The organism is Pseudomonas sp. FH1, from assembly GCF_000510895.2.
In the GTDB taxonomy this organism is placed as follows: domain Bacteria; phylum Pseudomonadota; class Gammaproteobacteria; order Pseudomonadales; family Pseudomonadaceae; genus Aquipseudomonas; species Aquipseudomonas azotoformans_A.
Genome location: NZ_AOHM01000045.1, coordinates 65,210 through 79,518 on the forward strand (window position 1 = coordinate 65,210; position 14,309 = coordinate 79,518).

The 14,309-nt window shown below is 61.2% G+C and carries 13 protein-coding genes; 5 read left to right on the forward strand and 8 right to left on the reverse strand.

The features are described 5' to 3' along the window. Positions 1–5 precede the first annotated feature (5 nt). Complete coding sequence (locus tag H096_RS15600) at positions 6–2,156, forward strand: lipase family protein (protein ID WP_033899726.1); 2,151 nt, start codon at positions 6–8, stop codon at positions 2,154–2,156. A 9-nt stretch (positions 2,157–2,165) separates the two neighbouring features. On the opposite strand, the gene codA is transcribed toward H096_RS15600, so the two are convergent. The 7 genes from codA to H096_RS15635 all read right to left on the reverse strand — a co-directional run bounded on the left by codA (position 2,166) and on the right by H096_RS15635 (position 9,203). After that, entirely contained in the window at positions 2,166–3,401 is a 1,236-nt protein-coding gene (gene codA / locus H096_RS15605; protein ID WP_033899727.1) for a cytosine deaminase, read from the reverse strand. 27 nt (positions 3,402–3,428) lie between these two features. Then, positions 3,429–4,634: a PucR family transcriptional regulator ligand-binding domain-containing protein gene (locus H096_RS15610; RefSeq protein ID WP_033899729.1), complete on the reverse strand. Its 1,206-nt coding sequence runs from the start codon at positions 4,632–4,634 to the stop codon at positions 3,429–3,431. Beyond that, on the reverse strand, positions 4,631–5,899 hold the full coding sequence (gene codB / locus H096_RS15615) for a cytosine permease (protein ID WP_033899730.1): 1,269 nt from the start codon (positions 5,897–5,899) through the stop codon (positions 4,631–4,633). The genes H096_RS15610 and codB overlap by 4 nt, the downstream gene beginning before the upstream one ends. Positions 5,900–6,089: 190 nt before the next feature. Beyond that, complete coding sequence (locus H096_RS15620; RefSeq protein WP_033899731.1) at positions 6,090–6,713, reverse strand: NUDIX hydrolase; 624 nt, start codon at positions 6,711–6,713, stop codon at positions 6,090–6,092. A gap of 3 nt (positions 6,714–6,716) precedes the next feature. Then, positions 6,717–7,163: a GNAT family N-acetyltransferase gene (locus H096_RS15625; RefSeq protein ID WP_033899733.1), complete on the reverse strand. Its 447-nt coding sequence runs from the start codon at positions 7,161–7,163 to the stop codon at positions 6,717–6,719. 93 nt (positions 7,164–7,256) lie between these two features. After that, entirely contained in the window at positions 7,257–7,613 is a 357-nt protein-coding gene (gene queD / locus H096_RS15630) for a 6-carboxytetrahydropterin synthase QueD (RefSeq protein WP_003190259.1), read from the reverse strand. Positions 7,614–8,123: 510 nt separating this feature from the next. Further along, a complete protein-coding gene (locus tag H096_RS15635) occupies positions 8,124–9,203 on the reverse strand; it encodes a patatin-like phospholipase family protein (protein WP_033899736.1) in 1,080 nt (359 codons plus the stop codon). A gap of 158 nt (positions 9,204–9,361) precedes the next feature. Here H096_RS15635 and H096_RS15640 point away from each other — a divergent pair, with 158 nt between their 5' ends. From H096_RS15640 to H096_RS15655, 4 genes are read left to right on the forward strand one after another with little or no spacing between them, the layout of a single operon-like run. Continuing rightward, positions 9,362–9,664, forward strand: coding sequence for a PepSY domain-containing protein (locus tag H096_RS15640; protein WP_033899739.1), 303 nt, complete (start codon positions 9,362–9,364; stop codon positions 9,662–9,664). Continuing rightward, positions 9,664–9,975 carry a PepSY domain-containing protein gene (locus H096_RS15645; protein WP_033899740.1) on the forward strand — a complete coding sequence of 104 codons (312 nt, stop codon included), beginning with the start codon at positions 9,664–9,666 and terminating at the stop codon, positions 9,973–9,975. The genes H096_RS15640 and H096_RS15645 overlap by 1 nt, the downstream gene beginning before the upstream one ends. After that, a complete protein-coding gene (locus H096_RS15650; RefSeq protein ID WP_033899742.1) occupies positions 9,975–10,643 on the forward strand; it encodes a response regulator transcription factor in 669 nt (222 codons plus the stop codon). The genes H096_RS15645 and H096_RS15650 overlap by 1 nt, the downstream gene beginning before the upstream one ends. Beyond that, a complete protein-coding gene (locus H096_RS15655; protein WP_033899744.1) occupies positions 10,640–11,959 on the forward strand; it encodes a sensor histidine kinase in 1,320 nt (439 codons plus the stop codon). Before H096_RS15650 ends, H096_RS15655 begins: the two co-directional genes overlap by 4 nt. Before the next feature lie 25 nt (positions 11,960–11,984). On the opposite strand, the gene H096_RS15660 is transcribed toward H096_RS15655, so the two are convergent. Beyond that, on the reverse strand, positions 11,985–14,132 hold the full coding sequence (locus tag H096_RS15660) for a methyl-accepting chemotaxis protein (RefSeq protein ID WP_033899746.1): 2,148 nt from the start codon (positions 14,130–14,132) through the stop codon (positions 11,985–11,987). Positions 14,133–14,309 lie beyond the last annotated feature (177 nt).

The following is a 14,309-nucleotide window of genomic DNA, read 5'->3' on the forward strand; positions in this document are numbered from 1 at the left end:
AGGCCATGAAGCTGGATGCAAGGAAGCAAGCTTTTTTCAGTGATAGCAAACCAGCCTGTTCGTTGCGCGGGCATTGGGTGAGCTTTAGCCTGGTCGATGAACTGGGCGTGGGAACGGTATACGGTGGCCTGCCTTACACCGTCTACGATAGTGCAGGGCAGGAGTACAAAGGCCGGCTCAATGGAGAAGGGTTTGCCAAGCTGCAAGATATTTACTGTGGGCCCGTGGTACTTACTTTTGATGACCTGTATTCAGGCGAAGATCAACCATATCATTGGCTGATGTTGCGTTCTACCTACAAGCTCCCTATCACCGAGCTTCAAGTTCGGGCTGAGCAGACTCGCTTTGCTGCCGCTGATGGTCAGCGCCCCGAAAGTAATCCTGCTCAGCAAAAGGCCAACCGGTTCTATCAGGTAGAAGTGCGTGATTTAGTCCGGCATGTCGCCCACTTGCCACCGATTGCACCTCGGAGTCATGAACCCCAGCGGCACGCATTGAAAATGATGGGCGACCTGGGGTTCGGACCACCCCAATCAAACTTGGCGGGAATCGTATTGTTTCCCAACAACCACACCGCTCTGGAGGTTCGACCACTACGGGCCTTCCGTCCGATACTTTCAACCGACGACAGCTTTTGCGCCTTGAATCTCTATCAACTAGCATTGATGGCGACTTTGAGTTACTGCAATTTCGGTCAGGAGCCATCTAAAAGTCCCCAAGACCAAGTTGGCTTCCCCCACGATCCCAGTGTTGGGCATCTATTCGCTGAAAGTCTTTCGGGTTACCAACAGGCTTGGCGGTTTGATGCAGAACAAGTGAAGCGTTTCTACCCCATTTACGAGGAGATCGCTTACTCTCAGCGCTTCGAGATTCTGCCCTTCGATCCCTCGTTGTACCCACAAAACCGACCAGAGCTTAGGGAAAAGCAAGAACATCCAGCGCGGTTGCATTTTTTCGATGATGAGCATTTTGGTACAGATACCCAAGCGTTTATCACCCACCACGATGAAGTAATCCTGATTGCAGTGCGTGGAACTGCCAGCGCCGCAGACGGGATGCGAGATGCAAACGCCCATCAGGTGCCTTTCACAGAAGGTGTCGGCAAAGCCCACCAAGGTTTTTATCAGGCTTACCGGGCGATGCGCGATTTCGTGCTGCGGTATCTCGATCAATTCCATACCGACCAACGAATAATCATCTGCGGCCACAGCCTTGGCGGCGCAATTGCCTTGTTATTGGCAGTAGGGCTACGTCGTACCCAGGACCGTAACTACAACATCCTCCTCTACACCTACGGCGCCCCCCGTGCCGCCGACTCCGAATTTACCGAGGGCGCCTCAACCCTGGTCCACCATCGCATCGTCAATCACAACGACCCCGTCCCCAGCGTGCCGGCCCCGTGGATGAACACTACCGCCAAACTCTGGATCCCCGGCGCCATCACCCTGTTCAGCGCCCCCGCGCCGGGCGGCCTGCTGTTCGCCGCCGGTTTGGTGCGTTTGGGTGGAAACCCTTACCAACACCACGGCGAACAACACCACTTCATGCCGATCATGCTGCCAGATGGCACACAGTCTTCGGTGTTGTGGAAGCCCGGTTGTGAGTCCATCCAGGAGGCGGGTTGCAACCGAGCCTTGCAACTCCATGGCGATATGCCCGAGCGGGATAACCTGCTGAAACAGCTGTTCCAGGCCAACCAGCACTTCATGACTGCCAGCTACATCCCGGCGGCCTGGGCGACGCTCCGTCGCTGGCAACAAACCCAGGAAAGCAACGGCCCGCTGGTCACGCCAAGAGAGTTCGAGTTGCTCGACCTGGCACTTGAAACCATGCGCGAGCAACTGCGCAACAAGCGTCGGGAGCTGGCCCGTCTCAGGCCCGCCAACGATCGGGGCTATGAACATCATGATGCCTTGAACAGCGAGATCGACCGCTTGCACACCAGCCGTGAGCGCCTTGCGACCCTACGTTGGCGACGCCTGGAAGCCCGTGATGTCTACGGCAGCCAGGCCCATAGCGCCCACTTGCAACCCAGCCTCAAGCGCTGGTTCAGCCACCGTGAAAACCGTGAACTGTCGCAAGTCGCCCGCATTCCTCCCGCGTTGCATCACGAATGGGGGAGGGCGCAAACGCTGGATATCGACTCGATTGTCTGAGCCTGGCGTTTACACAAACTCCACCTGCGCCGGCTGACGCTTCATCAACACCTTGCCGTTGCGGATCGAGTACAGCGGCAAGCCCTGGCTGCGAATGACCTCATAGTCGCTGTCCGCCGAGAGTATCAACAGGTTGGCTGGCCGCCCGGGCTCCAGGCCGTAACGCTCACCCAGGGCCATGGCCTTGGCGCTGTTGTCGGTCACCAGGTCCAAGGCGCTTTGCAGGTTGCGGTAGCCGAGCATGTGGCAGATGTGCAAACCGGCTTCCAATACCCGCAGGATGTTGCCGTTGCCCAGGGGATACCAGGGATCGACGATGGAGTCCTGGCCGAAACACACGTTCATGCCGGCTTCCAATAGTTCATTGACCCGGGTGACACCACGGCGTTTCGGGAAGCTGTCGAAGCGGCCTTGCAGGTGAATGCTCTCGGTGGGGCAAGAGACGAAGCTGATCCCCGAGTGCCCCAGCAGACGGAAGAGTTTGGCGCAGTAGGCGTTGTCGTAGGAGCCCATGGCGGTGGTGTGGCTGGCGGTGACGCGGGCCCCCATGTCGCGGCTGCGGGCTTCTTCGGCCAGCACTTCGAGAAAGCGCGAGTGCGGGTCGTCGGTTTCGTCGCAATGCACGTCCACCAGGCAGCCGGTACGTTCGGCCAGGTCCATCAGGAACTTCACCGAACTCACGCCCTGGTCGCGGGTGTATTCAAAGTGGGGGATGCCACCGATCACGTCGGCGCCCAGGCGGATGGCTTCTTCCATCAGTTCGCGGCCGTTGCGATAGGACTCGATGCCTTCCTGGGGGAATGCGACGATCTGCAGGTCGATCAGGTGCGTGCTTTCTTCACGCACTTGCAGCATGGCCTTGAGCGCGGTGAGGTCCGGGTCGGTGACGTCAACGTGGGTGCGCACATGCTGGATCCCGTGGGCGGCGAGGGCCTGGATCGTCTTCTTGGCGCGGGTCTTGGTGTCTTCCTGGGTGATGGTGGCTTTGCGTTCGCCCCAGCACTCGATGCCTTCGAACAGGGTGCCGCTCATGTTCCAGCGCGGTTCGCCAGCGGTCAGGGTGGCGTCGAGATGGATATGCGGTTCGACAAAGGGTGGAGTCACCAGGTTACCGGCGGCGTCCAGGTCGTCGGCCGCCGCAATCGGTGACCCCGATTGCAACGTGATACTGGCGATCCGGCCATGTTCCAGGTGCAGATCATGCAGGCCTTCACGGTTGCGCAGGCGGGCGTTGATGATGTGCATGGGCAAGTTCCTCTTGGCTAAAAACAATCAGGCGGACAGTCGCCAGATCATCAGCGCTATACCGATGTCCAGGCGATCATAAGCATTATCCAGCGTCAGCCCGCACAGGGCTTCGATGCGCTGGACGCGGTGTGTCAGGGTGTTGCGGTGCACGGCCAGCCGCTGGGCGGCGGCCACAAGGTTACCATTCTCATGGAACCAGGCTTCCAGGGTGGGCATCAGGCTGGGGCCGTGGTGCAGGTCGTGGCGCAGCAATGGACCCAGGCGTTCATTCAGGAATTGGTCGAGCAGGGCGCGATCACGCACGCCGCTGAGCAATTTGAGTACGCCCAGTTCGTCGTACACGCATAACCCGGCGCGTTCGCTGAAGCGTCGTGCAGCCGCCAGCGCCTGGCGGGCCTCATCCTGCCCCTGGGCCAGGCGTGCCGGTGAGTGAGCGGCGGCGCTCAGGCCGATAAACAATTTGAGCGGTGCCAGGCGCAGGTTCAATGGGTTGAGCCAGTTGGCCAATTGCTGGCGGTTAGCCAATGCTGCGACAGCATCCGGAGCCGGGAGCAGCATCGTCCATTGCCCGGCTCGCCCCAGTACCGGTAAACCTATCGAGAGTTGACGCAAGCGGCGGCTGATGCCGTCATGTTGGCGGGCCAGTTGCGCCTCCACAGAGGCTGCATCACCCTGGGCAAACAGCAACTCACTGCCTTCCAGTTGCAGTTGAACCACCTGCAAATGCTCAGCTAACGGCATGCCCAACTGCGTGGCCCGGTGCAACAAAAGATCCAGGGATTGGTAATCGCCGGTCAGCAAGCGCTCCAGCACATCGTGCCGCGAGCGTCCCAACTGCTCGGACTGGATCAGCGCCGAGCCAATGGCTTGGGTCACCAGCACCATTTTCAACGAATAGGGCTGTTCGATCAGCGGCATGCCGGCAGCTTCGGCGGCGTCGAGCAAACGCTGCGGAATCGCCTGGATATAAGCGGGCCCCGTCAGAATCACCAGTCCGGCCACCTGACGTTCGCAGGCTTCCTCCAGCAGTTGCAGCAGGTTGGTTTCGTCGCGTGGGTGATTGATCCCGGTGACGAACACCAACTCACCTCCCAACACCCACTCGGCGATCCCGCTGTTTTCCGCCACATAGGGCCAACGCACGCGATTATCCAGGCCAGCGGCGCCGGCACGCAGGTGCATGGACTCCAGGCCCGGCAAGGCCAGCACATCGGCGAGGGTCAGGCTCATGCCTGGGCGTCAGCCAAGGGCGCACGCACGCGCAGTACGGCGGTGAGCACGATGTAGGTCAACGACGCGGCCACGATACCCACCAACGGTGCGACCCAAGGTGAGTTGAACGCCAGCACCGTGCCCACCCCATAGGCCACCAACCCTGGCCAGTTGAATGCCGGCAGTCGCGCATCCGCCAGGCGTGGGTAGTGGCCGCGATAGCGATAGAAGAAGTCCGCCATGATCACCCCGCCAATCGGCGGAATCACCGTGCCCAGTAGAATCAAGTACGGCACCAGCATGTCGTACATGCCAAGCAACGCCAGCAGCGTGCCGATCACCGCGCCGGCCAGGGTCACGGTCTTGCGGCGTTTGGTGCGCAGCAGGTTGCAGCCGGCCACCGCGAAGTTGTAGATGGTGTTGTCCTGGGTGCTCCAGATGTTGAGCAGCAACATGGCCATCGCCGCCATGGCGAAGCCTTGCAGCAGCAATACTTCGACCACATCCGGTTGCTGATAGACGATGGCACCGTAGGCGCCGATCAGCACCATCAAACCGTTGCCGATAAAGAAACCGATCAGGCTGGCCAGCACGGCCACCTTGGCGGAACGCGAAAAACGCGTCCAGTTGGTGGCCTGGGTCGCGCCGCTGACAAAGGTGCCGAACACCAGGGTGATCGCCGTGGACAAGTCCAGTTCGCCAGTCGGCACCACCGCCAGCAACCCATCCAGCCCGCCGACTTTGACCGTGGCCACCCACATCGACAGAAACAGCAGGATACCCATCGCCGGCACCGCGATGTAGGACAGGATCTCCAGCCCGCGATAGCCAATGTAGGCCGTGGCGCAGAACACCAGGCCGAACAGCACCATCAACGCAAGGACGCTGCCCTGGCCCAGCTCGAAATACTTGCCCAGCACCACGGCGGCCGTGGCGGTGCCCCAGGCGTACCAGCCGATCTGGGTGAAACCGAGGATCAAGTCACTGAGCTTGCTGCCCACTTCGCCAAAGCAGAAGCGCCCCATCAACACCGAATTCAGCCCGCTCTTGAAGGCAATGTAACCCAGGCCTGCGGCGTAGATACCCAGCAGCAGGTTACCCAAGGCTACGACGCCAAGCATGTCGGTGAAGCTGAACGCCACACCCAGTTTGCCGCCAGCAAACATGGTCGCGGTAAAAAAGGTAAAGCCCAGCAGCACCATGGCGGTAGACGCCAGGCCTTTGCGCGCATGCATCGGGACTTCGCTGAGGGGGTAATCGTTGCCCGGTTCTTGCTGCGTCATGTGCTTGCTCCCTGAGTGAGTGACGCAGGCCTATTGCACCGCGCGTGCCAAACCGGCGGCAGTGATGTGCGCACGGCGGGCGCTGTGCACCGTGCACAGTATTTATAGCCAAACAGGGGAGAAACGCTGGAGGGAATGTTCGCCGTGCCCAATCGGGCACGAAAGCGGTGCAGCAGTGATACAAATTGGATCAGTCGAACAGCGTCTGGGTGGTCTCGCCACGATGGAAGGCGAATGCGGCTTCCAGGTCACTTTCAATGGTGCGCCCGCGGGACAGCGGCGGCAGCTCGTCCAGGCGGAAAAAGCCCACCTCGGTGGTCTCGAACCCCGCCATCGGCGCCGACTGGTCTACCGGTTCACAGAGGAAGTACAGTTTGTAGAAGTCGCGCACATCCGGTCGATACAAGCCCTTGGCCTTGTGCGTCAAGCTGTACAGGGCCCGCGCGGTCACCGTCAGTCCGGCTTCTTCGCGAATCTCCTTGACGATGTTTTCCGCCGCCGACAAGCCGATATCAGCGTAACCACCCGGCAACGCCCAGCAACCATCAGTCAACTCCCGCACTAGCAGAATCCGATCGCCTTGAATGACCGCACCGCGCACATCGATCATCGGCGTCGAGTAGCGTTTGGCGAAGTCCGTAACCAACCCAGTGATGCGCTCCAAGGGCACATTGCCCAACTGCGCGAGCATGCTGTGGGCAATCTCGGCAATCTCTTCCAGGCGCTCGCGCTCGAAATCATCGGTGCAAAAGTGCAGCCCCGTGGACGCCAACGCCTGCAAGCGTTTGGCCTGGGCCAGCCAAGTGTTCTCCATGGGTTACTCCGCGAGTTGTTTGGTCATGTACACCCGGCGCAGGCCGTGTTCTTCGGCCCGGTGGGTCTCGACATAGCCTCGACGGGTGTACAGCGTGATGTTCTCGGTCATGGCTTCGTTGGTGTACAGCCGAATGGCCATGAAGCCGGCATCGAGCGCCTGGTGCTCGGCAAAGTCCATCAGCAATCGCCCAAAGCCCAGCCCTTGGGCATCCGGGGCAATCGCCAGGTTATCCAGCAACAGCGCGTTGCCATCATCCAGCAGGATAATAAAACCCTGAACTCTCCCGGCATTTTCCAGCACATGTACGCCACCGGCCTGCACCCACTGGCGGTAATCCTCCAGCATCGGGCCGGGCTTGCGGCCGATCCGTTCGATGTACGGCGAGTAGGCGGCCTGGGCGATAGCCTCAATGGCAGCAACATCAGCAGCAGTGGCGGGGCGCATCATTGCAGCGGGCTCCTTGCGGGCAGGAAGTCACGACTGTAAGGGAGGCAGGTACAAAAAAACCACCGCGCAGGGTGGTTTTTTCACATCGCAGGTTTATTCGCCGCGATAGATGCAACCGCTGGTGCAGGTTTCGTGGATACGAATTGCACTGAGCTCAGGCAGCAGGGGCTTCAACTCGTTCCAGATCCACTTGGCCAGCACTTCGCTGGTGGGGTTTTCCAGGCCTGGGATGTCATTGAGGTAGTTGTGGTCGAGGCGTTCATAGAGCGGCTTGAAAATCGCCTTGATCTCCGAGAAGTCGCGAATCCAGCCGGTATGGGGATCCAGGTCGCCGCTCAGGTGGATCGCCACCTTGAACGAATGCCCATGCAGGCGCCCGCATTTGTGGCCTTCCGGTACGTGGGGCAGGCGGTGTGCGGACTCGAAGGTAAATTCTTTGAAGATTTCCACAGTGTTTTCAGCTCGGTCAGGTATCTGGCAGGCGGCGAGTTTAACAGCTTGAGCCCTTGCCGCGCATACCGTCCCTCTGTAGGTACCGGCTGGCTGGCGAAATATAGATTGCATGTGGTGAGGGAGCTTGCTCCCGCTGGCGGTCTGACAGGCGAACTGGATGTTGGAGGTGGGCGGGGTACATATCCGTTATTTGGATGACGCCTGATATTGGTTCCGCCCTTACGGCGGGTCACTTTCGAAAAGCGCGAAAGTAACCAAAGCGCTCTTGCCCCAACACTCGGCACCTCGCCTAGGCTCGGTGTGCCCGAACGAAGGCTTGAATCCGTGGGCCGCCGCGATGGGCCATCCTTGGCCCAGCGCGGCTAACCCGGCGTCCTGCCGGGTTACCCACGGATTCAAGCCTGCGTTCGGCCAGCGTGTTTGACGGGGCGCCTGAGATCAAAAGCAAGATCAAGATCACGATCAAGAGCGGCTCGCTTCGCATCGTGGTTAGTGGGGGGACGGCGGCTACAGGGGCTGTAGGCGCTCGCCCAATTGGCCGTTATCCGCCAGTTGCAGAAACTCATCGCCTAGCCGCTGGCTCTCGCTCATCGCGGTCTGCCAGTACTTGTTACGGCTTGGGTCGTCGCCCATGAAGCGCTTGAAGTCGCTGCGGTCCGGCAGTTTGCCGTGGGGCAGGCGGGCGAGGTAGTCCTTGGAAGGCGCCAGCAGCAATACATCCTGCAAACCCTGCGGGTTGCTGCGTCGCCACGGCAGGCCCTTGTCGAACCAGCCGGGGATGACCCGATCGGTGAAGTGCGGGTACAGCACGATGTCGTCGCCGTGGTAAGGCAGGTCGAGGTGATAGTCCAACAGGCCGCCGTCGCGGTAGGTGCCGGCGCCTGCACCCGGCAGGTCGCGCACGCCTTGCATCACCATGGGAATCGAGCCCGAGGCCAGCAGGGCCTGGCGCAGGTTGCCCAGTTCCAGGGCCAGGAAGCGCGAGGGGAAATCCTTTAAGGGATGCACCGGTGGCGCCTGGCGTGGGTCGTGGATGATCAGCCGTTCAAAGTGCCGCGACAGCCGCGCGCGGCCGCGCAGGTTGTCGGCGATCACCGACGACAGGCCGAGTCCCAGGCGCCCACGGTGGTCATCAGCGAGCAGGCCGTGGCTCTTGACCACCATGATGTTCAGGCGATAGTTCGGGTTGTCCAGCACCCGCGCATCGCGACCGGCCAGCAGGTCGTCGAGCATGCGCTGGCAGCTCTGGCTGACCTCGGCCATGGTCACGCCCTTGGCAAAGCTTTGTTCGTTGTACAGGCGGCCGAGGTCCAGCAGGCCTTGCACCGGGTCGGGCAGGCACGCACTGGCAAACCGCCAGGAGCCGATGGACGCGCCGACCAATGCCCGTTCCCGTGGCGCGCGGGGTAGCCAATCACCGAACAGCGCCAGGTCCAGGCCCTGGATGCCCAATGCCTTGGGGCCGCCGGCCGCGCCGGGCAGGATGCCGACGTCGGCCGGCGTGAGGCCTTGCTCGCGAATGCGGGTAAAGGCGCGTTTGCCGGCCTTGAGGGTCAGGGCGGGAAACTTGATGTGGATGGCTGTCATTCCGGTCTCTCATGCAACGAGCGGGGCAGTATAGGAAATCTCTCACGGCGATGGGTGAAGAGGCTTGTGGGAAATTGCCATGGTGGCAATTCAGTTTCAGTTAAGTTGCAGACGGTACGGTGGCGGACGTAGGAAAAATCTTGAAACGGAGACTCTCCATGAAGCGCCTCACAGTGCTGGTCGCCGCCGGTATCATCGTCCTCACGGCGACCCAGGCCCGAGCCGTGGACCCCGACAAGCCACTGAAAGTGCCTGCCACTGTTACTATTGTCGCCTTTGATCAACTGGAAGCCACGGCCCTGGCCCTGCATCCTGGCTCGACGCTGCTGGATACCGACCTGGACGAAGAGTACGGCAAGTACCTGTACCAAGTTGAACTGGAAGACACCAACGGCATCGAGTGGGAGATTGAATTGGACGCGCTCACTGGGCAGGTTCTCAAGAATCATCAGGAAACGTAATGAAGGTAAATTTAAACACCGGCAGTCGAGTGGCGTTGGTGCTCCTGGTTTTTTGCTCAAGCCTGGCGGCCCGCGATCTTGATCAGGATGAGGCCTTGGCACTGCGCCAGCAGGGGATCATCTTGCCGTTGGAGCAGTTGCTGGAGCAGGCCATGGGGCGTCATCCCGGTTCGCGTCTGCTGGAAGCCGAGCTTGAAAAAAAGCATGGCAAATATGCTTATGAAGTGGAACTGGTCACCGCCGACGGCGTGGTGCGCGAGATCAAGCTGGACGCATCCACGGGTGTGCTGATCAAAGACGAGGAAGACTGATGCGCCTGCTCTTGGTGGAAGACAACGTTCCCCTGGCCGATGAACTGCTGGCCGGGCTGCAACGCCAGGGTTATGCCGTCGATTGGCTCGCCGATGGTCGCGACGCCGCGTACCAGGGGCGCAGCGAACCCTATGACCTGATCATTCTTGATCTGGGCCTGCCGGGTTTGCGTGGGCTTGAGGTACTGGCGCATTGGCGTGCCGCCGCCCTGGCCATCCCGGTGCTGATCCTCACGGCCCGCGATTCCTGGGCCGAGCGCATCGAAGGGCTCAAGGCGGGCGCCGATGATTACCTGAGCAAACCCTTTCACCCCGAGGAACTGCACCTGCGCATCCAGGCGCTGTTGCGCCGCTCCCACGGTCATGCGAATCAACCGACCCTGCAGGCCGCCGGCCTGCACCTGGATGAAGGCCGCCAGTGCGTGCTGCGCGAGGGCGCGGAGATCCAACTGACCGCCGCCGAATTCCGTCTGTTGCGCTACTTCATGTTGCACCCCGAACAGATCCTGTCGAAAAGCCACCTGGCCGAGCATCTGTATGACGGCGAAACCGAGCGCGACTCCAATGTGCTGGAAGTCCACGTCAACCACCTGCGTCGCAAGCTGGGCCGCAGTGTGATCGAGACCCGGCGCGGCCAGGGTTACCGGTTCGGCGCCAGCGGCGCATGAGGTCGATCCAACGGCGCTTGAGCCTGGGCCTGGTCAGCGTGATGGTGGTCGTCGGCGTAGCGCTGGCGCAAACCAGCCTGTGGTTATTCGAAACGGGGTTGCAGCGCTATCTGGAAGCCGGCTTGCGCAACGACAGCGAGAGCTTGTTGGTGGCGTTGGTACGGGGTCCTGAAGGTTTGCAACTGCATGAGAAACGCCTGTCGCCGGCCTATCAACGGCCGTTTTCGGGGCACTATTTCCGCATTGATTTCGCCGATAAGCACTGGCGCTCCCGCTCGTTGTGGGACCAGGACCTGCCGCATCTTCCCGAGGCGGGACTCAAGGGCAACCTGCAACTGGGGCCGGAAGGCCAGCAACTGTTGGTGTTGCGCGAGGACTACAAACGCTTCGGCCAGTCGATTTCCATCAGCGTGGCCCAGGACTACACGCCAGTGCGGGAAAGCTTCCGCTTGATGCGCCAGATCGGCCTGGTGCTGGGGCTGGCGGCGCTGCTGCTGGTGCTGATCCTGCAACGGATCACTGTGCGCCGCGCCTTGCGCCCGCTGGAAACCGCGCGTAACCAGATCGCCCAACTGCAACAGGGCCAGCGTTCACAACTCGACACCCAGGTGCCGCAGGAGCTGGAGCCGCTGGTGGCGCAGATCAACCATCTGCTGGCTCACACCGAAGACAGCCTCAAGCGTTCACGCAATGCCCTGGGCAACCTCGGCCATGCCCTCAAGACCCCGCTGGCGGTGCTGTTGAGCGCTGCGTCGAGCGACGCGCTGAAGGATCATCCTGAGCTGGGTAAGCTGTTGCGCGATCACCTGGAGCAGGTGCAGCACCGCCTCAACCGCGAGCTCAATCGTGCTCGCCTGGCGGGCGAAACCCTGCCGGGCGCGCTGTTTGATTGCGAAAAAGAACTGCCCGGCTTGCTCGCTATCCTCAACATGATCCACGGTGAACACCTGGACCTGAGCTCCCATGCCGCGCCCGGCTTGCAGCTGCCCTGGGACCGAGAAGACCTCTTGGAGTTGCTCGGCAATCTATTGGATAACGCCTGCAAATGGGCGGATGCCGAGGTGCGCTTGACCGTTACCGAGGCCGAGCACAGCTACTTGTTGGCGGTAGAAGATGACGGCCCCGGCATTCCTGAAACCCAGCGTGACCAGGTCTTCAGCCGTGGCACGCGCCTGGATGAACAGATCCATGGTCATGGCCTGGGGCTGGGGATCGTGCGGGATATCGTCGAGGTGTGGGGCGGGGTGCTGCAGTTGCAGGAAAGCGACTTGGGCGGGCTGAAAGTGCTGATCGAATTGCCGAAGCGCCAGGGATAAGCCTGTCGCTTCGGCAAGGGGCTGATCACACCCTGAACTGATCCATCAACCCCTGCTGCTGATTCGCCAGGCTGTTCAACGCCTGGCTCACCCGTGCCGATTCATTCGCCTGCTCCGACAGCGACTCGGTCACATCGCGAATGGTTGCCACGTTGCTGTTGATCTCCTCGGCCACGGCGCTTTGCTCTTCGGCGGCGCTGGCGATCTGCAGGTTCATGTCGCTGATCACCGTCACGGCATCGCCAATCTGGCGCAGGGCCGTCACGGCTTGCCCCACCTGCTCGACGCTGCCCTGGGCCTGGCGATAGCTGTTGCCCATGGAGCCGACCACCTCTTCGGTGCCGCTTTGCAGGTGTTCGATGACCAGGCGGGTTTCTTCCACCGATTCCTGGGTGCGCTGCGCCAGGTTGCGTACTTCGTCGGCCACCACCGCAAAGCCACGGCCGGCCTCACCCGCGCGGGCGGCTTCGATGGCAGCATTGAGGGCCAGCAGGTTGGTCTGTTCGGCAATGCCGCGAATCACTTCAAGCACCGAACCGATTTTTTCGCTGTTGGCGGCCAGGCCTTCGACCTGGTTCATGGCCGTGCTCATGTCGGCCGCCAACTCGCCGATATTGCGCGTGGTGCGGTCGATCACCTTCAGGCCATCACGGGTGGCCTGGTCGGCGTCGCGGGCGGCTTGTGCGGCCTGGGCAGCGCTGCGCGCCACGTCCTGGGCAGTGGCGCTCATTTCATGGGACGCGGTGGCTACCTGGTCGACCTGGCGATACTGCTGTTCCATGCCGGCGCTGGTTTCAGTGGCAATCGCAGCGGATTGATCGGCTGTGCCACGGGCGTCCTGCACCGAGCGTTTCACCTCGGCAATGATCGGTTGCAGCTTGTCGAGGAAGCGGTTGAACCAGCCGGCCAGTTGGCCCAGCTCGTCCTGTTTGTCGTAGGCCAGGCGCCGGGTCAGGTCGCCTTCGCCGCTGGCGATGTCTTCGAGCATGCGGGCCACGCCGAGGATCGGGCGGGTCACGCTGCGGGCCATCAACCACACCAGGATCAAGCCGACCACCGCAGCCAGCAGGCCAAGGCCCAGTTCCAGCAAGGTGCCGCGGGTGTTATCGGCGTCCATCTGTGCTTTCAATGCTTCAGCTGGGCCGACCAGGACTTTCTCCGGCACATCCAGCAACACGCCCCAGGACTTGCCGTCCGGGATTGGCGCGAACGGTGCCAGTACCTTCAGTTGGTGGTCGGTGCGCAGGCTACGGATTTGCGTACTGCTGGCCAGGGCGCTGATCAATTGCGCACCGTTGGCGGTATCGACCTGGTCCAGGCGCTGGCTGAGCTTGCTCGCGTCCGGGCTGTAGCCGGCGAGCAAACCGGTGGGGCTGAGGATGCTGACTTGGGTCTGGCCGTCGTACAGCTTCTGGCTGGCCTGTTGGCTCACGGCCTGCAGGCTGTTGAGGTTGATGTCCACCGACAGCGAGGCGATGACTTTGCCGTTGACCATCAACGGGAACACGATGCTGGTCATCAGCACGTTTTGCCCGTTGATCCTGTAGAAATACGGTTCGATCACGCACGGCTTGAGTGTGGTGCGGGGGCAGGTGAACCAGGCGTTGGCCTTTTCACCGCTGGGGCCGACGCGGGTGTCGGACATGTCGCTTTCCGGCAACGCCATCGACTCCAGCTTGCCGGGTGTCGGCTGCGACCAGTACAGGGCGAAGCGACCTTTGTCGTTACTGCCCAGCTCGGCTTGGCCGGCGAACAGCTCATCCTTGCCGTCCAGGGCATTGGCTTCGAACACCAGGGACAGGCCGAGCAAATCCGGGTTGGCCTGCAACGCGGCCTTGACCTGGCGAGTCAGGTCTTCGCGAGTGTCGAAGGCATCGAGAAAGCGCTTCTCGGCCTGCTCACGCAAGAACAGCACCTGGCGGGAAAAACCGTGACCGTATTGGTAGGCGTCCATGAACTGGCGGCGAATGCCCAATGCCTGCACTTCGCCTTGGGCCTCGATGCGCGCCTGGGCGGCTTCATCCAGCATCTGCATGCTGGACGCCTTGACCTGCTGCGAACTCTGCTCCATGCGATACAACGACAGACCCACCAGCAGGGTCACGATTCCCAGCAGGCAGAGGCCAGCGAGCAGGGTGATTTTCCATTGAATGGAGAGCTGTCTGAGGGACATCGAGGAGCATCCTTAAACCTGAAAACACAGAGAGTCAGGCTATCGGCCACTTTTTCCGAATCTTTATTATTTAAACGTTCAATTGAAATCTGAAAGCGGCGCCGTTTTTTGACATGCGACGCCACCTGCTGCAAAGTGCGCGCCCTCTAATAAGACCTCCTTCAAGCCTGCACGCTG